The organism is Mixta mediterraneensis (assembly GCF_030283135.1).
In the GTDB taxonomy this organism is placed as follows: domain Bacteria; phylum Pseudomonadota; class Gammaproteobacteria; order Enterobacterales; family Enterobacteriaceae; genus Pantoea; species Pantoea mediterraneensis.
Genome location: NZ_JASUAZ010000047.1, coordinates 1 through 21934, shown reverse-complemented (window position 1 = coordinate 21934; position 21934 = coordinate 1). Strand labels below are relative to the sequence as shown.

30 protein-coding genes are annotated in these 21934 nt (G+C 55.6%); 26 read left to right on the top strand and 4 right to left on the bottom strand.

Annotation, left to right across the window (positions count from 1 at the left end; genetic code table 11):
* Position 1 precedes the first annotated feature (1 nt).
* From QRY16_RS18700 to QRY16_RS18690, 3 genes are read right to left on the bottom strand one after another with little or no spacing between them, the layout of a single operon-like run.
* Positions 2–1057, bottom strand: a complete 1056-nt coding sequence (locus QRY16_RS18700) for a phage portal protein (protein WP_289777658.1) — start codon at positions 1055–1057, stop codon at positions 2–4.
* Entirely contained in the window at positions 1054–1779 is a 726-nt protein-coding gene (locus tag QRY16_RS18695) for a terminase large subunit domain-containing protein (RefSeq protein ID WP_289777657.1), read from the bottom strand. Before QRY16_RS18695 ends, QRY16_RS18700 begins: the two co-directional genes overlap by 4 nt.
* Positions 1779–3545 carry a terminase ATPase subunit family protein gene (locus QRY16_RS18690; RefSeq protein ID WP_289777656.1) on the bottom strand — a complete coding sequence of 589 codons (1767 nt, stop codon included), beginning with the start codon at positions 3543–3545 and terminating at the stop codon, positions 1779–1781. The genes QRY16_RS18695 and QRY16_RS18690 overlap by 1 nt, the downstream gene beginning before the upstream one ends.
* 143 nt (positions 3546–3688) lie before the next feature.
* Between QRY16_RS18690 and QRY16_RS18685 the strand changes: the two genes are divergently transcribed.
* The 26 genes from QRY16_RS18685 to QRY16_RS18560 all read left to right on the top strand — a co-directional run bounded on the left by QRY16_RS18685 (position 3689) and on the right by QRY16_RS18560 (position 20872).
* Complete coding sequence (locus QRY16_RS18685) at positions 3689–4522, top strand: GPO family capsid scaffolding protein (protein ID WP_024552864.1); 834 nt, start codon at positions 3689–3691, stop codon at positions 4520–4522.
* Between the two features lie 16 nt (positions 4523–4538).
* Positions 4539–5600 (top strand): phage major capsid protein, P2 family, encoded by a 1062-nt coding sequence (locus QRY16_RS18680; RefSeq protein ID WP_013098795.1) that lies wholly within the window; start codon positions 4539–4541, stop codon positions 5598–5600.
* Positions 5601–5603: 3 nt separating this feature from the next.
* Positions 5604–6254, top strand: coding sequence for a phage terminase small subunit (gene gpM, locus QRY16_RS18675; protein ID WP_289777655.1), 651 nt, complete (start codon positions 5604–5606; stop codon positions 6252–6254).
* Between the two features lie 93 nt (positions 6255–6347).
* Complete coding sequence (locus tag QRY16_RS18670) at positions 6348–6812, top strand: head completion/stabilization protein (RefSeq protein WP_289777654.1); 465 nt, start codon at positions 6348–6350, stop codon at positions 6810–6812.
* Positions 6812–7015 carry a tail protein X gene (locus QRY16_RS18665; RefSeq protein ID WP_000868184.1) on the top strand — a complete coding sequence of 68 codons (204 nt, stop codon included), beginning with the start codon at positions 6812–6814 and terminating at the stop codon, positions 7013–7015. Before QRY16_RS18670 ends, QRY16_RS18665 begins: the two co-directional genes overlap by 1 nt.
* A gap of 3 nt (positions 7016–7018) precedes the next feature.
* Complete coding sequence (locus QRY16_RS18660; RefSeq protein WP_000171565.1) at positions 7019–7234, top strand: HP1 family phage holin; 216 nt, start codon at positions 7019–7021, stop codon at positions 7232–7234.
* Positions 7215–7724 carry a lysozyme gene (locus QRY16_RS18655; protein WP_248129253.1) on the top strand — a complete coding sequence of 170 codons (510 nt, stop codon included), beginning with the start codon at positions 7215–7217 and terminating at the stop codon, positions 7722–7724. The genes QRY16_RS18660 and QRY16_RS18655 overlap by 20 nt, the downstream gene beginning before the upstream one ends.
* Positions 7725–7728: 4 nt before the next feature.
* Positions 7729–8106, top strand: coding sequence for a DNZ54_00345 family protein (locus QRY16_RS18650; RefSeq protein ID WP_289777653.1), 378 nt, complete (start codon positions 7729–7731; stop codon positions 8104–8106).
* Positions 8103–8531, top strand: a complete 429-nt coding sequence (lysB, locus tag QRY16_RS18645; protein ID WP_289777661.1) for an Rz-like lysis system protein LysB — start codon at positions 8103–8105, stop codon at positions 8529–8531. The genes QRY16_RS18650 and lysB overlap by 4 nt, the downstream gene beginning before the upstream one ends.
* Entirely contained in the window at positions 8416–8664 is a 249-nt protein-coding gene (gene lysC / locus QRY16_RS18640) for an Rz1-like lysis system protein LysC (protein WP_223151184.1), read from the top strand. The genes lysB and lysC overlap by 116 nt, the downstream gene beginning before the upstream one ends.
* Entirely contained in the window at positions 8627–9058 is a 432-nt protein-coding gene (locus tag QRY16_RS18635; RefSeq protein WP_058111945.1) for a phage tail protein, read from the top strand. Before lysC ends, QRY16_RS18635 begins: the two co-directional genes overlap by 38 nt.
* Positions 9051–9497, top strand: coding sequence for a phage virion morphogenesis protein (locus tag QRY16_RS18630; RefSeq protein WP_289777652.1), 447 nt, complete (start codon positions 9051–9053; stop codon positions 9495–9497). The genes QRY16_RS18635 and QRY16_RS18630 overlap by 8 nt, the downstream gene beginning before the upstream one ends.
* 68 nt (positions 9498–9565) lie before the next feature.
* Positions 9566–10144 (top strand): phage baseplate assembly protein V, encoded by a 579-nt coding sequence (locus tag QRY16_RS18625; protein ID WP_289777651.1) that lies wholly within the window; start codon positions 9566–9568, stop codon positions 10142–10144.
* On the top strand, positions 10141–10500 hold the full coding sequence (locus QRY16_RS18620; protein WP_289777650.1) for a GPW/gp25 family protein: 360 nt from the start codon (positions 10141–10143) through the stop codon (positions 10498–10500). The genes QRY16_RS18625 and QRY16_RS18620 overlap by 4 nt, the downstream gene beginning before the upstream one ends.
* The gene (locus tag QRY16_RS18615) at positions 10487–11395 is read left to right on the top strand and encodes a baseplate assembly protein (protein ID WP_289777649.1); all 909 of its coding nucleotides are present in this window, start codon (positions 10487–10489) and stop codon (positions 11393–11395) included. The genes QRY16_RS18620 and QRY16_RS18615 overlap by 14 nt, the downstream gene beginning before the upstream one ends.
* A complete protein-coding gene (locus QRY16_RS18610) occupies positions 11388–12053 on the top strand; it encodes a phage tail protein I (protein WP_289777648.1) in 666 nt (221 codons plus the stop codon). Before QRY16_RS18615 ends, QRY16_RS18610 begins: the two co-directional genes overlap by 8 nt.
* Positions 12050–13336 carry a phage tail protein gene (locus tag QRY16_RS18605; protein ID WP_289777647.1) on the top strand — a complete coding sequence of 429 codons (1287 nt, stop codon included), beginning with the start codon at positions 12050–12052 and terminating at the stop codon, positions 13334–13336. Before QRY16_RS18610 ends, QRY16_RS18605 begins: the two co-directional genes overlap by 4 nt.
* Entirely contained in the window at positions 13336–13932 is a 597-nt protein-coding gene (locus QRY16_RS18600; protein ID WP_289777646.1) for a tail fiber assembly protein, read from the top strand. The genes QRY16_RS18605 and QRY16_RS18600 overlap by 1 nt, the downstream gene beginning before the upstream one ends.
* Before the next feature lie 133 nt (positions 13933–14065).
* Positions 14066–15238: a phage tail sheath protein gene (locus QRY16_RS18595; protein WP_289777660.1), complete on the top strand. Its 1173-nt coding sequence runs from the start codon at positions 14066–14068 to the stop codon at positions 15236–15238.
* A 9-nt stretch (positions 15239–15247) separates the two neighbouring features.
* A complete protein-coding gene (locus tag QRY16_RS18590; RefSeq protein ID WP_289777645.1) occupies positions 15248–15763 on the top strand; it encodes a phage major tail tube protein in 516 nt (171 codons plus the stop codon).
* A gap of 54 nt (positions 15764–15817) precedes the next feature.
* The gene (locus QRY16_RS18585; RefSeq protein WP_289777644.1) at positions 15818–16120 is read left to right on the top strand and encodes a phage tail assembly protein; all 303 of its coding nucleotides are present in this window, start codon (positions 15818–15820) and stop codon (positions 16118–16120) included.
* A 14-nt stretch (positions 16121–16134) separates the two neighbouring features.
* Positions 16135–16254 (top strand): GpE family phage tail protein, encoded by a 120-nt coding sequence (locus QRY16_RS18580; protein ID WP_000763315.1) that lies wholly within the window; start codon positions 16135–16137, stop codon positions 16252–16254.
* Positions 16247–19024: a phage tail tape measure protein gene (locus QRY16_RS18575; protein WP_289777643.1), complete on the top strand. Its 2778-nt coding sequence runs from the start codon at positions 16247–16249 to the stop codon at positions 19022–19024. The genes QRY16_RS18580 and QRY16_RS18575 overlap by 8 nt, the downstream gene beginning before the upstream one ends.
* The gene (locus tag QRY16_RS18570; RefSeq protein ID WP_025711954.1) at positions 19021–19506 is read left to right on the top strand and encodes a phage tail protein; all 486 of its coding nucleotides are present in this window, start codon (positions 19021–19023) and stop codon (positions 19504–19506) included. Before QRY16_RS18575 ends, QRY16_RS18570 begins: the two co-directional genes overlap by 4 nt.
* A complete protein-coding gene (locus QRY16_RS18565) occupies positions 19503–20603 on the top strand; it encodes a phage late control D family protein (RefSeq protein WP_289777642.1) in 1101 nt (366 codons plus the stop codon). The genes QRY16_RS18570 and QRY16_RS18565 overlap by 4 nt, the downstream gene beginning before the upstream one ends.
* A gap of 50 nt (positions 20604–20653) precedes the next feature.
* Positions 20654–20872, top strand: coding sequence for an ogr/Delta-like zinc finger family protein (locus tag QRY16_RS18560; RefSeq protein ID WP_053216766.1), 219 nt, complete (start codon positions 20654–20656; stop codon positions 20870–20872).
* Between the two features lie 15 nt (positions 20873–20887).
* Here QRY16_RS18560 and QRY16_RS18555 read toward each other — a convergent pair whose 3' ends face one another.
* Positions 20888–21262 carry a hypothetical protein gene (locus QRY16_RS18555; RefSeq protein ID WP_289777641.1) on the bottom strand — a complete coding sequence of 125 codons (375 nt, stop codon included), beginning with the start codon at positions 21260–21262 and terminating at the stop codon, positions 20888–20890.
* Positions 21263–21934: the final 672 nt, after the last annotated feature.

Here is a 21934-nt window from a genome sequence, read left to right as displayed (position 1 = left end):
GTCAGTCGTTGCGCTTGTCTTCTGTCAGTCCCAGCGTGTACGGCTCAAAGCGGATCACTTCTTCGCCCAGCCAGTCGTTAAGCTCCTGCAGTCGCTTCTGCAGCGGCATCAGCTCGTTGCGGACAAAGACGCGGCTGGCCTTTTCCACATCACCAAAGCCGCCGGTATTGTTGGGAATAATGCCCATCATCTGCGGCGGTACGCGGTGCGCTGCCATCATGTCATCGCGGCTCACGTTCTTGATGTTCAGAAACTCATCTTTCGCCGCAACCTCCGATAACGGGATGATCTGGATGCCGTCCTTTTTACCGTTGGGTGAGTACATAAACAGGTTACGGAAGTTGCCCGGCCCTTTGGCGCTTTTCATTGCCTGGCGGATATTGTTCACGTCCTCCTGATTCTGTGCTGCGTCGGTCATGTACATGATGAAACCCGCATGGCTGCCGTTGATGTAATACTTCCGGCGGAACAGCGTTGCGGACTCGTTGAGCAGGGTTGACGGGATGGCGGAGAGATAGCCGGGCAGCCCGTAAATCTCCTGGTTAATATCCGGCTCCAGCAGATGAAAGATGTTGCCCTGCGTAAATTTATAGGGCTGTGTAGTCAGGCCATACTGCACAAACCAGTAGGTGTCGAGGTCCACGCCTCGCCGTGTGTACTTCGCCAGCGCTGGCTCAAGTGAGAGAACGCCGCCGAGCCGGTTGGTGCGTTTTTCCAGATAGGCGTTACCGAACACCAGATAGTCCTGAACGAAACGGGCAAAAGCCTGCTGGCTGAGCAGGCGGTGCGGGATGTAGGTACTGCTGAGAATGTCACGCTTAACGGCAATCGGTGAGCTGTGATGCACGGCGGCGCGATAGGTCCGCGCCAGTCCGTCAAAGCTCACCGGCGGTTCATACCAGCGGTCCATCTGCACGCATTCCACGTAGTCCAGCAATTCGCGTCGGTCTAACACCGGCACCGGGTCGCCAAAGCTGAACGCCTCCGCCGCAGCGTCGCCTGATTGTGCGTTGTGATCTACCGCTGCGCGGTTATTCTTGTTTTTACGTTTGCTCATGCCGCCTGCTCCTTGTCAGCCTGGGGCCATTCGCACATAAACAGCATTTTCCAGTCCTCTGCTGATAATTCTTTTTTCATGTCATTCAGCCATTCATCATCAAAAAGCGCGGCTCCGGTTGCGAGCGATGCCCCGGATGCTGCAGCGTCATCAGCAGTAAAGGTCATGCAGGTAGTGCTGTTGCGGGCAATCAGCTTCTTGTATTCCTGCCATGCTTCCGGGCTGGGGCTTGGGGTGGTGTAGTAGGTAGCGTGATAGCGCGCGTGCATGGACAGGCTTTTGGCGAGCGCAATCATATTTTTGGGGGAATCAGCCCAGGCATACTCTGACACGTAGACGTTTCCGTGGAGCGCGGCGGCGAGACTTTCCGGCCCGATAAAATAAATGACCGCACCGTTTGGTAGTTCCAGATGCGTTTTGCCTGATTTTATTTTTCCAAGGTGTGTCCAGGCTGCGGCCTGATTTATAAAGGCTGACATATAGGTTTTGACTGTCAGGGCGGATGCCGGGGTGCAGCCCAGAAAAATCTGGTTGCGTCCGGTATGCAGTGCATCGTTCAGGGCTTCGTAGGCGAAAAAGAAATCTGCGCCAGCCTGACGCATTTTTGTAAGCACACGGTTTCTGCTGCGTGCGCCGCTATTCCATTCATGCTGGTAAGCAAAGAAAGGGCGATCTACAGGCAGGCTGGCGGTGGTCATGAGGTTAGTTGGGGTTGAGTGCATCAGAAAATCTCCACAATGTTGCTGGTATTGGCGGCTTCGCCCTGCAGCGGTTCGTTAAACAGTGCGTGCATCGTTGCCCAGGCCAAATCCGCGTGGCTGGCTTCTTCGCTGCGGCTGGCTTCGTAGGTAGGGCGGTTGCCGCTGGCAGTGGTGGCCCGGCGGATAGCCATAAAGGATTGCGCAATGTCGGTGTGTCCCGCGTCAAACTCCAGACGGCGGTGGCTGATAATGTCGTATGCCTTGAGCACCAGTGCGTTTTTGACGTTGGGGTTGTAGACAAACTCCCGCACGGCAGGAAAGAACGCTTTCACGTTCTCGTAGACACCGTGACCGACGCCGGTCGAGTCGATGCCGATATAGGTCACGTTGTACTGCTGCGTCAGCTTTTGGATAGCGTCAGCCTGTGCGCGGAAGTCCATCCCGCGCCACTGGTGCCGCTCAAGAATGCGGAACTTGCCGCCCGGTACGGTTGGAGGTGCCACCACCACGCACCCGGCGCTGTCACCGTTCTGCGTGCCTTTCGCCGGGTCGTATCCGATCCAGACTTCGCGCCAGCCAAACGGGCGCAGCGCCAGTGCCTGAAAATCTGCCCACACTTCCCAGCTGTCCACCATGCACGCCTGCAGCTCGCTGAGCGGGAACACTGACGCCAGATCGTCAATAAATTCGCACATCAGCAGGTTCTGGTATTCGTCCGGGCTGTACTCCATGCGCAGCTGGTCCAGGTCGAACAGGTTACAGCCGCCGCGCACCGCATCCTCCACGGTGACGATCTGGCGGTACTGCCCGTCAGGGCAGAGCAGGCCGGGCGCAAGGTTGTTGTGGGTCAGGTCAATATCCACCTTGTCCGCTTTGGCACGGCCCCGGTTAAACAGGGCGCCGGACCAGAACGGATAGGCGCTGTGGGTCAGGCTGGACGGCGTGGAGAAGTAGGTTTGTCGCCATTTCTTGTGAATGGCCATGCCGGAGGCAACCTTGCGCAGCTCCTGGAATTTCGGTATCCAGAAATATTCATCAAGGTACAGGTTGCCGTGGTAGCTCTGCGCCGTGCGGGCGTTGGTGCCGAGGAAGTACAGGCACGCGCCGTTGCTGAGCGTCATCGGGTCGCCTTTCAGCTCAACATCCACCTCTTTTGCAAAGTCGATGATGTACTGCTTAAAGACGTGCGCCTGCGCCTTACTGGCTGAGAGGAAAATCTGGTTACGCCCTGTAGTGATGGCGTCAATCAGCGCCTCACGGGCAAAAAAGTATGTTGCCCCGATCTGGCGTGATTTAAGCAGGTTGCGAATGCGGTGTTTTACGCCCGCCTGCCACCAGTGGCGCTGATATTCAAACATGCCGTTGCGGAAAATTTCTTCCAGTTTTTCGGTCTGTTCATCAGTGAAAACATTCTTTTCGGGCTGGCGGCGTGGCCCTTTGTTACGGTTGGCAACGTTCGGGTTTAAGTCTGCTTCGTTGCCGCCATCGTTAAATTTACCGATCCGGGCGTGGCGCTCTGACTGGCGCGCCAGCAGGTCAATTTCCTTGAAGTCTTTCCCTTCTTTCTGCTCCTTCATGATGAGCTGGCAGTAACGTGCGGCGGTGGTGAGCTGCATCTGATCCAGCGGCCCATAGTCGCCCCATTTGTCGCGCTTCTTCCAGCTGTGAACGGTTGCAACTTTCTCGCCCAGCATTTCAGCAATGCGGGCTACGCGGTATCCCTGAAAGTACAGCAGCATGGCCTGCCGACGGGGATCGAGGTCTGCGGGGGTCAGTGTGGTGTTCATGGCACAAACATACGGCCTTGACAGGCTGCTTTCCCCGGCTGCGGTTTGTGTGGTTTACCGTACAAGTGCCGCGCGTTGTTTCACTCCCCCCATCACCGCAAACATAAGGCTCCAGTAAGTTTTTTTCTAACGGAGCACGGCTCATGACAGTGAAAGCAAAGCGTTTCCGTATCGGGGTGGAAGGTGCCACCACTGACGGACGCGAGATCCAGCGTGAATGGCTGGTACAGATGGCTGCCAGCTACAACCCGACGGTCTATACCGCGCTGATTAACCTTGAGCACATCAAGTCTTATCTGCCGGACAGCACCTTTAACCGCTACGGCAGGGTGACGGGGCTGGTTGCAGAAGAAATCAAGGACGGGCCGCTGGCGGGCAAGATGGCGCTTTATGCCGATATCGAACCCACGGACGCCCTGGTGGAACTGGTGAAAAAGGGCCAGAAGCTTTTCACCTCCATGGAGGTCAGCACGAAGTTTGCTGACACCGGCAAAGCCTACCTTGTGGGGCTGGGTGCGACGGACGATCCGGCGAGCCTTGGCACCGAAATGCTGGCATTCAGCGCCAGCGCCGCGCATAACCCGCTGGCGAACCGCAAGCAGAACCCTGAAAACCTGTTTTCGGAAGCGGTTGAAACGCTGATTGAACTGGAAGAAGCCCAGGACGAAAAGCCGTCCCTCTTTGCCCGCGTCACCGCGCTGTTCACCAAAAAAGAGCAGACCGATGAGGCGCGTTTCTCCGACGTGCATAAAGCCGTGGAACTGGTTGCCACCGAGCAGCAGAACCTGAGCGAGCGCACGGATAAATCCCTGACCGAACAGGACAAGCGCCTTTCTGAGCTGGAGTCCTCCCTGCAGGAGCAGCAGGCCGCCTTTGCCGAGCTTGAGCAAAAGCTGAGCAGCGAAGACAGCCGTAAAGACTACCGCCAGCGCGCGCCGGGTGGTGACGCACCGGCAGGCACCCTGACCAATTGCTGATGGAGCATAAAACCCGATGAAAAAGAAAACCCGTTTTGCCTTTAACGCTTACCTGCAGCAGCTGGCGCGCCTGAACGGTGTGGAGATTGAAGAACTCTCCAGTAAGTTCACCGTAGAGCCGTCCGTGCAGCAGACGCTGGAAGACCAGATCCAGCAGTCCGCCGCTTTCCTGACGCTGATTAACATCACGCCGGTCACTGAGCAGTCCGGTCAGTTGCTGGGGCTGGGCGTTGGCAGCACCATTGCCGGAACCACTGATACCACCACCAAAGAGCGCGAGCCTACCGATCCGACGCTGATGGAAGACGTGGAATACAAATGCGAGCAGACCAACTTTGATACGGTGCTGACCTACGCAAAACTGGACCTATGGGCGAAATTCCAGGACTTCCAGGTGCGTATCCGCAATGCCATCGTCAAACGTCAGGCGCTGGACCGTATCATGATCGGCTTTAACGGCGTGAAGCGCGCCAAAACGTCCAATCGTGCTGAAAACCCGCTGCTGCAGGACGTCAATAAAGGCTGGCTGCAGAAAATCCGCGAAGACGCGCCGGATCACGTCATGGGCAGCACCACGAAAGACGGCGCAACGACTGCAGGTGCGGTCAAGGTAGGTAAGGGGGGCGACTATGCCAACCTGGACGCCGTGGTGATGGATGCCGTCAACGAACTGATCGACGCGGTTTATCAGGACGATGACGATCTGGTTGTTGTCTGCGGACGTGAACTGCTGTCTGACAAGTATTTCCCGCTGGTCAACAAAGAGCAGGACAACAGCGAGAAAATCGCAGCCGATCTGATCATCAGCCAGAAACGTATGGGCGGCCTGCAGGCCGTGCGTGCGCCTTACTTCCCGGCAAATGCCCTGCTGATCACCCGTCTGGATAACCTGTCCATCTACTGGCAGGAAGATACCCGCCGCCGTTCTGTTATCGACAACCCGAAACGTGACCGGATTGAAAACTTTGAATCCGTCAACGAGGCGTATGTGGTCGAGGACTACCGCTGCGCGGCGCTGGTTGAAAACATCGAAATCGGTGATTTCAGCGCGCCTGCCGCACCGGAAGGTGGGGAATAACGCATGAGCCTGAGTCCCGCACGGCAGCACCGCCTGCGCATTCAGGCCGAACAGGCCGCCCGTGAGGGCGGCAGTGTTCGCCATGCGTCGGGCTATGACCTGATGCTGCTGCAGCTGGCAGAAGACCGCCGCCGCCTCAAGGGCGTCCAGTCCACGGTGAAAAAGGCGGAAATAAAGGTGGAGCTGCTGCCGAAATATTCCGCCTGGGCGGAGGGCGTGCTGGCTGCCGGAGGTGCGCAGCAGGATGACGTGCTGATGTACGTGATGCTGTGGCGTATCGATGCCGGTGATTATGGCGGTGCGCTGGAAATCGGGCGTCATGCGCTGCGCCATGGCTGGGTGATGCCGCTGGGCAACCGTAACGTGCAGACCGTGCTGGCAGAAGAAATGGCAGACGCAGCGCAAAGCGCTCTGCTAGCCGCAGCAGGTTTTGATGCCGATCTGCTTTTGCAGACGCTGGACCTGACAACCGATCTGGATATGCCGGACCAGTCGCGGGCGCGTCTGCATAAAGCCATCGGCGCTGTACTGAGCGAAAGCAACCCGGCATCAGCCCTGAATCACCTTACCCATGCGCTGCAGCTCGATCCCCGCTGTGGCGTGAAAAAAGAAAAGCAGCAGCTGGAGCGCAGACTGCGCAATGACAGCCGCTAAAGAACGTGCCCCGCGCACGGGCGGCACGGGGTGGCGAAAGGCACTGCCACATCAAAACCCCGTCCACCGCCCACTTATTCAGGAGAAAGCCGCATGAAGTTTGTTGCGCCCGAACAGGCACCGGAACAGGCGGAGGTCATCAAAAATACGCCGTTCTGGCCTGATGTGGACCTGTCGGAATTTCGCAGTGTGATGCGCACTGATGGCACGGTGACGCCGCCGCGTTTAAAGCAGGTCGTGCTGACGGCGATCTCTGAGGTTAACGCTGAGCTGTACGACTTCCGCAACCGTCAGCAGATGCTGGGCTGGCGGACACTTGCTGAGGTTCCCGCAGAAATGCTGGACGGCAAAAGCGAGCGTATCCAGCACTACCACAACGCTGTTTTTTGCTGGGCGCGCGCTGTGCTCAATGAGCGTTATCAGGACTATGACGCCACGGCGTCAGGTGTGAAGCGAGGGGAGGAACTGGCGGAGGCCAGCGGCGATCTGTGGCGTGATGCCCGATGGGCTATCAGCCGGGTGCAGGATGCACCGCACTGTACGGTGGAGCTTATCTGATGAAAGTGCGTGCGCATCAGTATGACACGGTGGACGCGCTTTGCTGGCGTCATTACGGGCGTACGCAGGGTGTCACTGAGCAGGTTCTGCAGGCAAATCCGGGGCTGGCTGAGTACGGCCCATTTTTACCGCACGGGCTGCAGGTGGAGCTGCCGGACATTACGGCGTCAACCACGGCGCAGACCGTCCAGCTATGGGACTGAATTATGACGCTTGAACGAATCAGCGCCTTTATCACTTACTGCATCGCCGTGCTGCTGGCATGGCTGGGCGATCTGTCGCTCAAGGATGCGTCAACGGTTGGCGGCGTACTGATTGGTGTGCTGATGCTGGCTATCAACTGGTACTACAAACACCAGTCTTTCAAATTGTTACGTGGCGGCAAAATTTCGCGGGGGGAATATGAATCCTTCAATCGTTAAGCGCTGCCTTGTTGGGGCGGTGCTGGCTATCGCCGCCACGCTGCCCGGTTTCCAGTCGCTTCATACCTCCGTTGAGGGGCTGAAACTGATAGCCGACTACGAGGGATGCCGCCTGCAGCCTTATCAGTGCAGCGCGGGCGTGTGGACTGACGGGATCGGCAATACGTCCGGTGTGGTGCCGGGAAAAACCATCACGGAACGGCAGGCGGCGCAGGGACTTATCACCAATGTGCTGCGCGTAGAGAGGGCGCTGGATAAATGTGTGGTGCAGCCGATGCCGCAAAAGGTCTATGACGCGGTGGTGTCGTTTGCTTTCAACGTGGGCACTGGCAACGCCTGCAGATCCACGCTGGTTAAGTTGCTGAACCAGCGGCGCTGGGCAGATGCCTGCCATCAGCTGCCGCGCTGGGTGTATGTCAAAGGTGTGTTTAATCAGGGGCTGGACAACCGCCGCGCGCGGGAAATGGCCTGGTGCTTAAAAGGAGCATAACGGAATGAAAAAGAAAGTCATGAGCGTTTTTTTCCAGCTGGCATGGGCTGCGCTGTTGGTTATCAGTCTGCTGTATCCGCGCAGCGGTGCGCCAGTTCTGGTTGGTGCGTCTGTCTGGGTGTCATGCTTCCTCGCCTGGCTGCTTGCTGCGCTGTGCGCTGTCGGGTGGTTCGCCGGAGATCGGGCACGCGATGAGGTCAGGGCGGCATTGCTGAAATTCAGGGCGCACCCCGTAAAACCCGTGCGCACATGGGTAATCAGGGTGCTTATTGTTCTGTGCCTGGCGTTTTCGGGATGGGTGATCACCCTGGTGTTTTACCTGCTGACGCTGGTTTTGTATCAGATTGCCCGCGCGCAGCTTCATGAGCCGATGGCGGCCTGATGCGTGCGCTGGCGGTAGTGCTGGCGCTGGCACTTGCGGCGCTGGGCTGGCAGTCGTGGCGGTTAAATAATGCCAGCCACACCATCGAAACGCAGGGCGCGGCGCTGAAAAGCAAAACGCAGGAACTGACGAAGAAAAACAGCCAGCTGATCGGCCTGTCCATTCTGACCGAAACCAACAGCCGGGAGCAGACGCGGCTTTATGCGACAGCGGAACAGACCACCGCACTGCTGCGAAGCCGTCAGCGCCGGATCGAGGAACTGAAACGTGAAAACGAGGATTTGCGCCGCTGGGCTGACACTCCTTTGCCTGCTGACATTATCCGGCTGCGGGAGCGTCCGGCCCTCGCCGGAGGTGCAGCTTACCGTGAGTGGCTGTCCCAGAGTGACGCAGTGCCGCCTAGAAAGGTCAGCGCCGCGCAGTAACGGCGATCTGAATGCGGTGCTGGATGAAACCGAGGCCGCCTGGGCGGTCTGTGCTGACAAAGTGGACACGATTATTGCGTGTCAGGAGCGAGACAGTGAACAAACCGCAGTCCTTACGCAGCGCCCTGAATAAAGCAGTTGCCTATGTCCGGGACAACCCAGACAAACTGCACCTTTTCGTTGATAACGGCTCACTGGTGGCAACAGGAGCCAGCTCCATGTCATGGGAATACCGCTACACCCTGAACGTGGTGATCGAGGATTTCAGCGGCGACCAGAATCTGCTGATGGCTCCAGTCCTGCTGTGGCTCAGTACCAGCCAGCCGGACGCCATCAATAACCCGGATCTGCGCGAAAAACTGTTCACCTTTGAAGTGGATATTCTGCGCAACGATGTATGCGATATCAGCCTGAACCTGCAGCTGACGGAGCGCGTGCTGGTCAGCACTGACGGCAGCGTGTCGAGCGTTGAAGCCGTGCCGGAGCCGGATGAACCCGAAGAAATGTGGACGGTGAAACGTGGATGAGCTGCAGAGGGTGGATGACTGGCTGGCGGCGCTGCTGGCAAATCTGGAGCCTGCTGCACGCAGCCGTATGATGCGGCAACTGGCGCAACAGCTGCGCCGGGCGCAGCAGCAGAACATCAGGCTGCAGCGTAATCCTGACGGCAGTGGCTATGAGCCGCGCCGGGTGACAGCCCGCAGCAAGAAAGGACGCATCAAACGCCAGATGTTTGCAAAGCTTCGCACCACAAAATACCTGAAAACCGCCGCCAGTGCGGACTCTGCCAGCGTACAGTTTGATGGCAAGGTGCAGCGCATTGCCCGTGTTCACCATTACGGCCTGCGGGATCGCGTCAGCCGAAAAGGCCCGGAGGTCCGCTACGCAGAGCGTCGCCTGCTGGGTGTGAATGATGAGGTGGAAACTATCACCCGTGACACCCTGCTGCGCTGGCTTGCGGGGTGATCTTTGTGCCACCGCTGGCACAAGCGCCCGCGCTGCCTCCCTTTTCCCTCTGATGGCAACCTTTCGTTATGAATGCACAACTGACCGAAATAATGCGCCTTATCACCAACCTGATCCGCACCGGTATCGTGACCGAAGTGGACCGGGAAAACTGGCTGTGCCGGGTGAGAGTGGGCGAGCTTGAAACCAACTGGATTAACTGGCTGACGCTGCGTGCCGGTGGTGCCCGTACATGGTGGTGCCCGTCGCCGGATGAGCAGGTGGTGGTGCTGAGCATGGGCGGCAATCTGGAAACTGCTTTTGCGTTGCCTGCCATCTACTCCAATCAGTTTGCGCCGCCGTCGGATACCGTGGACGGTTGCGTGACGGAGTACCCGGACGGAGGCTGGTTTGAGTATGAACCCGCCACCGGGCGGTGGCATGTCAGGGGTATCAAATCCATGGTGATCGAGGCGGCGGACAATATCACCCTTAAAACCGGTGAGTTTGTGGTGGAGGCTGATACCACGCGCATTAACAGCGAGGTGGTGATCAATGGCGGCGTCACTCAGGGCGGCGGCGCGATGAGTTCCAACGGGATCGTGGTGGATAAACACGGTCACACCGGCGTGAAGTCAGGCGGCGATACGTCAGGAGGCCCGGTATGACGCTGTATATCGGCATGAGCCAGGGCAACGGCAAGGCCATTACTGATATGGACCATCTGCGCCAGTCAGTGCGGGATATTCTGCTGACTCCCCAGGGCAGCCGGATCGCCCGTCGGGAATATGGTTCCCTGCTATCCGCCCTGATTGACCAGCCGCAGAACCCGGCGCTACGCCTGCAGGTCATGTCTGCGGTCTATGTGGCGCTGAGTCGCTGGGAGCCACGGCTTACGCTGGATTCCATCACCATCAGCAGCAATTTTGACGGCTCCATGGTGGTTGAGCTTACCGGGCAGCGCAATAACGGCGCGCCGGTTTCCCTTTCGGTATCAACAGGAGCAGACAATGGCAGTGATTGACCTTTCCCAACTGCCCGCGCCGCAGATAGTGGACGTGCCGGATTTTGAGTCGCTGCTGGCTGAGCGCAAGGCCGCCTTTGTGGCCCTTTACCCGGCAAATGAACAGGAGGCTGTTATGCGAACATTAGCGCTGGAATCTGAACCCGTCACCAAACAGCTGCAGGAAAGCACCTACCGTGAAATCCTTTTGCGCCAGCGAATTAACGAGGCCGCGCAGGCGGTCATGGTGGCATATGCCATCGGCGGCGATCTCGATCAGTTGGCAGCCAACTACAACGTAAAACGCCTGACGGTAACGCCTGCCGACAACGACGCGGTGCCGCCGGTTGCTGCCGTCATGGAAAGCGATGATGCGCTGCGCCTGCGTGTTCCGGCTGCGTTTGAGGGTTTGTCCGTTGCGGGGCCGACGGCGGCCTATGAGTTTCACGCCAGAAGCGCGGACGGGCGCGTGGCAGATGCCAGCGCAACCAGCCCGGCACCTGCGGAGGTGGTGCTTACCGTACTGAGTCGTGAAGGTGACGGTACGGCAGAGGCTGATCTGCTGGCGGTGGTGGAGCAGGCGCTTAACAGTGAGAACGTGCGCCCGGTGGCAGACCGCCTGACGGTGCGCAGCGCCGAAATAATCCCGTACAGCGTGGATGCAACTATTTTTCTTTATCCGGGGCCGGAAGCTGAGCCAGTGATGGCTGCGGCAAAAGCCAGCCTGCAGAAGTACATTGCCAGTCAGACGCGACTGGGCCGTGATATCCGTCGCAGCGCGATTTATGCCGCGTTGCATGTAGAGGGCGTCCAGCGTGTGGAGCTGGCCTCCCCGCTGGATGATGTGGTGCTGGATAAGACGCAGGCGGCATCCTGTACGGAATGGAGCGTAACCAACGGGGGCACGGATGAATAGCCTGCTGCCGCCCGGTTCATCGCCGCTTGAACGCCGACTGGCGCAGACCTGCAGCGGCATTTCCGATCTGCAGGTGCCGCTGCGCGATTTGTGGAACCCGGCAACGTGTCCGGTCAGCTTTCTGCCGTATCTGGCGTGGGCATTTTCCGTTGACCGCTGGGACGAAAGCTGGACGGAGAGCGTCAAGCGCCGCGTGGTGCAGGATGCTTTCTATATCCATCAGCACAAGGGGACAACCAGCGCCGTGCGGCGCGTGGTGCAGGATGCTTTCTATATCCATCAGCACAAGGGGACAACCAGCGCCGTGCGGCGCGTGGTGGAGCCGTTTGGTTTTCTGATCCGCATCATTGAGTGGTGGCAGACCGGCGAGAAGCCGGGGACGTTTCGCCTGGACATTGGCGTGCAGGACCAGGGCATCACGGAAGAAACCTATCTGGAACTGGAGCGCCTGATCGGTGACGCCAAACCCTGCAGCCGCCATCTGATCGGCATGTCCATTAACCTGCAGACCAGTGGGCCGTATTTTGTAGGCGCGGCTACCTATACCGGCGAAGAAATCACGATCTACCCGTATATCAACGAAACCATTATTTCCGGCGGCACCGCTTACGAGGGCGGGGCGGTCCATGTTATTGACATAATGAGAGTGAATCCATGAGCGCAAAATTTTATACCCTGCTGACGGAGATCGGCGCGGCGAAACTGGCAAGCGCCGCCGCGCTCGGTGTCCCGTTGAAAATTACCCAGATGGCGGTGGGCGACGGTGGCGGCGTGCTGCCCACGCCAAACGCACAACAGACAAAGTTGGTAGCCGAAAAGCGCCGTGCTGACCTCAATATGCTGTATATCGATCCGCAGAACAGCAGCCAGATTATTGCTGAGCAGGTGATCCCTGAAACCGAGGGCGGTTGGTGGATTCGTGAGGTCGGTTTGTTTGATGAAAACGGCGCGCTGATTGCCGTGGGCAACTGCCCGGAGAGCTACAAGCCGCAGCTGGCAGAGGGGAGCGGGCGCACGCAGACTGTGCGCATGGTGCTGATTACCAGCAGCACCGACAATATTACCCTGAAAATTGACCCGGCAGTGGTGTTGGCAACCCGCAAGTATGTGGATGACAAGGTGCTGGAGTTGAAGGTGTATGTGGATGACCTGATGGCAAAGCATGTCGCAGCTACCGATCCCCATACGCAGTATGCGCCGAAAGCCAGCCCGACATTCACTGGCACGCCAAAAGCGCCGACGGCGGCGACAGGAAATAATTCCACGCAGCTTGCCAATACGGCCTTTGTGCAGGCGGCAATTGCCGCGCTTGTTGATTCCTCGCCGGGGGCGCTGGATACGCTGAACGAACTGGCTAAAGCGTTAGGCAACGATCCGAACTTTGCCACCACCATGACCAATGCGCTTGCCGGAAAAATGGATAAATCAGCTAACGGCGCAGATATTGCCGATATTTCCGCGTTTCTGAATAATCTTGGTCTGGGCGCTGGCTCTGCCCTGCCGGTTGGTGTTCCTGTTCCGTGGCCTCTTGCAGCAGCGCCCGCTGGCTGGCTGAAGTGCAATGGGGCCGCATTTACGGCGGCGCAGTATCCTAAGCTGGCACTGGCGTATCCGGCGTTAAAACTTCCTGATTTGCGCGGCGAGTTTATCCGTGGCTGGGATGACGGGCGTGGTGCTGATAGTGGGCGTATTTTGCTTACGACTCAGGGGGATGCAATCAGGAATATTACAGGATTCGTTAGTGGTGCAAGTGGTGTTTTATTTGATGGGTTTGGTGGTGCTTTTTATGACTCAGGTTCACGTGATGCTAATTCGCCAGCCTCGGTTAACAAAGCAAATTATAACGATGATTTCTTTTTTGATGCTTCTCGTGTAGTGCCTACAGCCAACGAAAACAGGCCGCGAAACGTTGCATTTAACTTTATCGTGAGGGCAGCATAATGCAAAGCGCAGTAATAGAAAATGGCTTCGCTGTCATCGCGGGGGAAATTGATGTATTCAATTATGACGGTCTTACACGGGTTTATTTGTCACAAACAACGGAATTTATTCCGGTGGGCGTCAGCATTCCGGCAAATGCCTGTACGGACAAGCCACTGGCAGCAAAAAAAGGTTATGTCGTCTGCCGGAACAGTCAGCTGACCGGATGGGAATATCTGGCGGATCATCGCGGCGAAACCGTCTGGAATATCAGAACCGGGTCGGAGCAGCAAATTACCGTGCCGGGCGATTATCCTGCTGATACAACTATCTACCCGCCATCGACACCATATGATAAGTGGAACGGTGAGCGCTGGGTAACAGATGAGGTGGCGAAAGCAGCGGCAGAAATTGCCGAAGCTATAGCAACAAAAGCAGCGCTTATCAAAAGTGCCGCTGAGAAAATAGAGCCGCTGCAGGATGCTGTTGATCTGGATATGGCAACAAACGAAGAAAAGAGCCGCTATGATACATGGCGAAAATACCGCGTATTGCTGACGCGCGTGGATACATCGCTGGCCCCGGATATTAGCTGGCCTGAACCACCCAAAGATTAATCCCGTCCCCGCATCTGCGGGGATTTTTTTACCCATTCCATTGTGCCATTCACCATACATAGCCCGGTGCGTGCGCCGAGTGCATATCAACCAGAACATAGGCACACCCACTGTAAACCGGAGAGACTGCCTTATGGCTCAGGATTACCACCACGGGGTGCGCGTTGTTGAAGTCAACGAGGGCACCCGATCCATTACCACGGTGAGCACCGCCATCGTGGGCATGGTCTGCACCGGCGATGATGCTGATGCGTCCATGTTTCCCCTCAATAAGCCGGTCCTGCTGACCGATGTGCTGACCGCCAGCGGTAAGGCGGGTGAGTCCGGCACGCTGGCCCGTTCGCTGGATGCGATTGCAGACCAGGCTAAACCTGTGACCGTCGTTGTGCGCGTGGCGCAGGGCGAAACCGAAGCGGAAACCACCTCCAACATTATCGGCGGTGTGGCTGCTGACGGTAAAAAAACGGGCATGAAAGCGCTGCTTTCAGCGCAGTCGCAGCTGGGCGTCAAGCCTCGTATTCTCGGCGTGCCGGGACACGACACGCAGGCGGTTGCCACTGAGCTACTGAGCGTGGCGCAGAGTCTGCGCGGGTTTGCCTACCTGTCCGCCTACGGCTGTAAAACGGTGGCGGAAGCCATTGCCTACCGCGCTAATTTCAGCCAGCGCGAGGGGATGCTGATCTGGCCTGACTTCATCAACTTTGACACAGTGCTGAATGCAGATGCGACGGCTTACGCCTCCGCCCGTGCGCTCGGCCTGCGCGCCAAAATTGACGAGCAGACTGGCTGGCACAAAACCCTGTCCAACGTCGGCGTGAACGGCGTCACTGGCATTTCCGCTGATGTGTTCTGGGATCTGCAGGACCCGGCAACCGATGCGGGGCTGCTGAACCAGAACGACGTCACCACGCTTATCCGCAAAGACGGCTTCCGCTTCTGGGGTTCCCGTTGCCTCAGTGACGATCCGCTGTTTGCCTTTGAGAACTACACCCGCACGGCGCAGGTGCTGGCTGACACCATCGCAGAAGCGCACATGTGGGCGGTGGATGGCGTGCTCAACCCTTCGCTGGCCCGTGACATTATCGAAGGTATCCGCGCCAAGCTGCGCAGCCTGAAAACCCAGGGCTACATCATCGGCGCTGACTGCTGGCTGGATGAATCGGTGAACGACAAGGAATCCCTGAAAGCCGGGAAGCTCACTATCGACTACGACTACACGCCGGTGCCGCCGCTTGAAAACCTGATGCTGCGCCAGCGCATCACCGATCAGTACCTGCTGGACTTCTCCAGCCAGGTCAGCGCGTAAGGGGACACCATGGCTTTACCACGCAAGTTAAAACATCTGAACCTGTTTAACGACGGGAACAACTGGCAGGGGATCGTTGAGTCGCTGACCCTGCCGAAATTCACCCGCAAGTTTGAGAAGTATCGCGGCGGCGGTATGGCTGGCGCGGTGGATGTAGATATGGGGCTGGACGATGGCGCGCTGGATACGGAATTTTCAATCGGCGGCACCGAACTGTTGCTATTCAAGCAGATGGGCAAGGCCACTGTTGACGGCATTCAGCTGCGTTTCACCGGCTCCATTCAGCGTGACGATACCGGCGAAGTGCAGGCCGTAGAGCTGGTTGTGCGCGGGCGTCATAAAGAAGTGGATTCCGGCGAGTGGAAAACCGGCGAGAGCAGCACCACCAAGGTCAGCAGCACCAACAGCTACGCGAAGCTGACCATTAACGGTGAGGTGCTCTATGAGGTCGATCTGGTCAACATGGTTGAAATCGTTGACGGCGTGGACCTGATGGAAGAACACCGTAATGCCCTCGGCCTCTGATTAACCTTAACGGCGCGGGCAGCCGCGCCAGTATTTCATTAACAGGAAACGAACATGAGCGATAAGCTGACTGAAAAGACCGTAAAACTGGATACCCCCATCATGCGCGGTAAAGCTGAAATTACCGAAATTGTGCTGCGTAAGCCGCAGTCCGGCGCACTGCGTGGCACCCGTCTGCAAGCCATTATGGATATGGACGTGGGTGCGATGATGACCGTGATCCCGCGAATCTCCACCCCGATGCTGACCGCGCAGGAAATGGCAGAGCTGGACCCCGCCGATCTGACAGCAATGGCTGTAGAGGTGGTTACTTTTTTGTTGCCGAAGTCGGTGCTTGCCGATTTGCCGACAACCTGACGGTTGATGATCTGGTGGCAGACATTGCCACCATCTTTCACTGGTCGCCGTCCATCACTGACGTTATGCCGCTGACTGATGTGCTGGAGTGGCGGCATAAGGCAATTCAGCGAAGCGGGGCCAGCGATGAGTGATAATAACCTGCGACTGCAGGTAGTTCTGGGGGCGGTGGATAAGTTAACCCGCCCATTTAAAAATGCACAGGCTGGCTCTAAGGAGCTGGCATCAGCTATTCGACAAACCCGCGATCAGATTAAAAAGCTGAGTGATGCTGGAGGTCAGCTTAAATCTTTCGATCAGATAACTCAAAGTGTTAGCCGTACTGGTGCCGAACTGGATCAGGCGAGGCTACGCGCTCAAATGATGACGCGCGAAATGTCATCTTTGGAATCCCCGACAAAAAAACAAACGCAGGCGCTTGACGCTCAGTGGCGTGCTGTTTCACGTCTTGAACAAAAACAGCAACAGGAAACTCGCCAGATGGCGGCAGCCAGGGCTGAGCTTTATCGGCTGGGGTTATCTGCTGGGGGCGGAGCGCGTGAGACGACACGGATTGCACGAGAAACTGAGCGGTATAACCGACAGTTGGCTGAGCAGGAGCGCAGGCTGCGTGAAGTTGGCGAGCGTCAGCGAAAGCTCAACGCCATTAAAGCTAAGGCTGAAAAGACCCGCGAGTTAAGGAACTCTCTGGCAGGTAATGGTGCAGGGGCGATGGCGGCTGGGGTAACTACTGGCATGACGTTGTTGGCTCCAGTAAAAGCCTATTCAGAATCAGAAAATGCAGCGAATCAGCTCGCCGGTTCAATGATGGGACCGGGCGGAAAGGTAGCGCCTGAATTTGAAAAAATTAACCGGCTTGCAGTTGCTTTGGGCGATAAGCTGCCGGGAACAACAGCCGACTTTCAGAACATGATGACTATGCTACGCCGTCAGGGTATGTCGGCGCAGGTCATCCTGGGCGGCTTGGGAGAGTCAGCAGCTTATCTTGGCGTGCAGTTACAGATGGCTCCCACTGCAGCAGCTGAGTTTGCGGCTAAGTTACAAGATGCTACTCAGACCTCCGAAAAAGACATGATGAATCTGATGGACGTGATCCAGAAAGGATTCTACGCGGGGGTAGATTCAGGAAATATGCTGCAGGGGTTCTCAAAAATCAGCAGCGCTATGGATATTATTCATAAAAAGGGATTGGACGCGGCTAAGACATTTGCTCCTCTATTAGTTATGGCTGATCAGGCTGGTATGGCTGGAGAGTCAGCTGGTAATGCCTACCGAAAAGTATTTCAGTCAGTCATGAATACGGAAAAAGTGAAGGATGCTAATGATGAACTAAAAGGCACTGGCGTTAGGTTCGATTTTACTGATGGAAAGGGGGAGTTTGGCGGGCTGGAGAAAATGTACACGCAATTAGCTCAACTCCAAAAGCTTAATACTGAGAAAAGGTTAGCTACGTTAAAAGGTATTTTTGGGGATGATGCGGAAACGCTGCAGGTGCTAAATATTATGATTACCAAAGGCATCTCAGGGTATCGTGAAACGGCTTCAAAGCTACAAAATCAGGCTTCTCTGCGCGAGCGTGTTGATGCCTCCTTGAATACTCTTGGTAATAAATGGGAAGCCGCTACAGGTTCCTTTACCAATGCTATGGCTAGTATCGGTGAAACAGTTGCCCCTGCATTAAAGAAGCTGGCTGACTGGTTGGGTGAACTGGCTTCGCGTCTGGATGGTTTTGTTAAACGACACCCACAATTGACCTCTGCGCTGTTTAAGCTGGCAGCTGGCTTTGCCATTGTTGCCACCGCCGCTGGGGTTGTTTCACTGGCGCTGGCATCCGTGTTAGGGCCGATGGCAGTAGTGCGAATGAGCGCAGGGGTGATGGGGCTAAAATTTTCATCTGCATTTGGTCTTATTGGGAAAGCAATCAGTTCTGTTGGCAAGTCAGTTATATGGCTGGGCCGATTGATGTTTGCAAATCCTATACTGGCTGTCATTGGGCTGATCGCCGCTGGTGCTATTTATATCTGGCAGAATTGGGACACGCTTGGGCCAAAGTTCAAGGCCATGTGGGATGCCGTATGTAATGCCACAGGTACGGCATGGGATTGGATTAAAGAAAAGGCCAGCGCCGCATGGGAGGGGATTAAATCACTGTTCTTTAATTATACCTTGCCGGGATTAATAGCTAAAAATTGGGATGCAATAAAATCTGGCGTTTCTGAGGCGTGGGCTAATATCAGGCAATCTATTAGTGATAAATGGAATTCGATCCTGGCTGATGTTGCCGCGCTTCCTGCGAAGTTTCAGGACATGGGCAGCGCCATTATTGACAGTATTCTTAATGGAATTAATGCCAAATGGGAGACACTAAAAAGCAAGCTTTCCTCAGTCACCGATTATCTGCCTGACTGGATGACCGGAAATAATAAAACACAAGACAAAGCACAGGTGCAGGTGGTTGGTGGAGCAGCGGCTGCTGCCGTTCCGTTTGCCGGGATGTATGACAGTGGTGGGATTATTCCGCGCGGTCAGTTCGGTATTGTTGGAGAGAACGGCCCTGAAATTGTGAACGGCCCCGCAAATGTGACCAGCAGGCGGCGCACTGCCGCGCTGGCTTCCGTCGTTGCAGGTGTCATGGGCGTAGCGGCAGCGCCTGCAGAGGCTGCTCCACTACATCCTTACAGTCTGCCTACTGTGGCATATAAACAAAGCCAGCCTGCGAAATCTGCCAGCGCGCCGCCAGTGATGCACTTTGAAACTCACGCGCCGATCACTATCTATGCTCAGCCAGGGCAGAGTGCACAAGATATTGCCCGTGAAGTTGCCCGACAGCTTGACGAACGCGAGCGCAAGACCAGGGCTAAAGCACGCAGTAATTTCAGTGATCAAGGGGGATATGAATCATGATGATGGTGCTGGGGTTATATGTCTTTATGCTGCGTACAGTGCCATATCAGGAGCTGCAGTATCAGCGAAGCTGGCGACACGCCGCCAACAGTCGGGTGAACCGACGACCATCAACGCAGTTCATTGGCCCGGATAATGACTCGCTGACGTTATCTGGCGTACTGCTGCCGGAAGTCACCGGGGGCAGGCTGTCATTGCTCGCGCTGGAGCAAATGGCAGAGCTGGGCAAAGCATGGCCCCTGATTGAGGGAAGCGGGACCATTTACGGCATGTTTGTAATCGAGAGCCTGAGTCAGACAAAAACAGAGTTTTTTGAAAGTGGAATGCCTCGCCGTATTGAGTTTACGCTGACCCTGAAAAGGGTTGATGAGTCGCTGTCTGATATGTTCGGCAGTCTCAGCGATCAGCTCAGTAACCTGCAGGACTCTGCAACGTCTGCGATAGGTAATATTAAAAATACTGTTGGAGGGTTGCTGCAGTGAATTTTAGCTCTGATCTTTTTGACCTGAACAGTAAAAGCCCGGCTTTCAGTATCACTATTGAAGGTAAGGACGTGACCACCGCGCTGGATGCGCGCCTGATGAGTCTGACGCTGACCGATAACCGGGGTTTTGAGGCTGACCAGCTTGATCTGGAGCTGGACGACGCCGACGGGCAGATCGTTCTGCCGCGACGTGGTGCTGTTATTCAGCTGGCGCTGGGGTGGAAAGGCCAGCCGCTTTTCCCGAAAGGGGCGTTTACTGTCGATGAGATTGAGCACAGCGGTGCTCCTGATCGTCTGACTATCCGTGCCCGTAGCGCTGATTTCCGTGAAACCCTCAATACCCGGCGCGAAAAGTCATGGCACCAGACAACCGTTGGCGATGTGGTAAAGGAAATTGCAGCACGGCATAACCTCAAAATGGCGCTGGGTAAAGACCTGACGGACAAGGCGCTGGATCACATGGACCAGACCAATGAAAGCGATGCCAGTTTCCTGATGAAGCTGGCGCGCCAGTATGGGGCGATTGCTTCCGTTAAGGATGGAAACCTGTTGTTTATCCGGCAGGGGCAGGGAAAAACGGCGAGCGGCAAGCCGCTGCCGGTAATCACCATTGAGCGTAAGGCTGGTGACGGTCATCGTTTTACCCTGGCTGATCGTGGTGCTTATACCGGCGTAATTGCCAGTTGGCTGCATACCCGCGAACCCAAGAAAAAAGAAACAACCAAGGTTAAGCGCCGTCGGAAGAAAACCTCCGCGCCAAAAGAGCCGGAAGCAAAACAGGGTGATTATCTGGTGGGAATGGATGAAAACATGCTGGTTCTTAACCGCACTTACGCAAATCGCAGCAATGCTGAGCGTGCGGCAAAAATGCAATGGGAGCGTCTGCAGCGTGGTGTTGCGTCATTCTCCCTGCAGCTCGCAGAGGGCCGGGCAGATCTCTACACCGAAATGCCAGTAAAGATGAGCGGCTTTAAGCAGCCTATCGACGATGCCGAATGGACCATTACAACGTTGACGCATACGGTCAGCCCGGATAATGGCTTTACTACCAGCCTGGAGCTTGAGGTTAAAATTGATGATTTAGAACTCGAATAGTAGTAAATTCACTAAAGTGAATTAAAGAAACGTCAAATGAGGTTCTGACTATGATGAATTGCCCTAAATGTGGACACGCAGCGCATACAAGAAGCAGCTTTAGGGTATCGGACCAGACAAAAGAGCGTTATTGTCAGTGCCAAAATATTAACTGTGGTGCTACTTTTGTTACTCATGAAACCGTTGTGAGATACATTACTACTCCCAACCTAATTGATCATGCCCCACCACACCCATCAACGGGAGGGCAGGGCCATATGAACTTTTAAAATCACTGATTAGGTTTACATTTTTTCGATTAAACTGGTTTTGTATTCTTCAGCTTGCTTGAAGTCCATGGAACCAGTTTTTTTACACTCAATCCCACCGCCATTTATTTTGTAACCCTGATCAGACGTGACATTCCATAGAGTGATTTTTTTGATTGTCTCTGGATTCCACTTGTTCATAAAGTAGTCATCACATATCGCACTGAACAAGGATTTTGCAGCGTCTATCATTAGTGCTTGCTTGTTGTATCTGACTGTCAGCTCACCATCTTCCAGTTCATGAGTCCTGGTATCATAACCAGCTATCAGATTGTCGATGGAGTTGGGTATTTTGTCCGCGAATGCGCTCTGAGATGTGATTAGTAACAGAGCTAATAAAGGTTTTTTCATGAGAGATCGCCCTTTAAAAGTAAAAGTACGTGAAAAACCACCGCCATTTCATCGCCACTCAAAAATGAGCCCGCCTGCTCTAACCACTGAGCTAAGGGGCCAGCGGAGCGGGGATTATAAAGTATCTGCTCGGGGCGATCCAGCGTTCAGCGGCTGGTTGCTGAAATTAGCATCAGTTCCTGAGTGGCTGATTTACAAAGTAAATCAGCGAGGCCATTGAAAAAGTTGCAACCGAATACGGTTTTTGCTGTGAGTCTTTAATCATTATCCCGGTTTGCCCCTGAATAGTTGCTCGTCTTCTGCCCTGATTAACACCCGGTTTAGCTTATGTGTTCCGGCTAAAGCTGTTGATGCCCGGCTACAGCTAATATCTTCAGGCACTGTTATAGCGATGAGAAAAGCAAAGCCTGAAGCGATATCGTTGACAAGGTGACAGGCATTATTGAGTGGGATGTGACGGTTAGCCTGTTTTTCATCAAGCCAGCACCGAAAGGGTAACTAATACACTGATAGCTGAAGAAGATATGAAAAACAAAAACATCAAGTGAATCGCCACGGATAATCTAGACACTTCCGAGCCGTTGATAATATTGTTTTTCATATTCCGTCGGTGGCATCTGATCACTCGAACCATGCCGACGCTTACTGTTATAAAACATTTCGATGTAATCA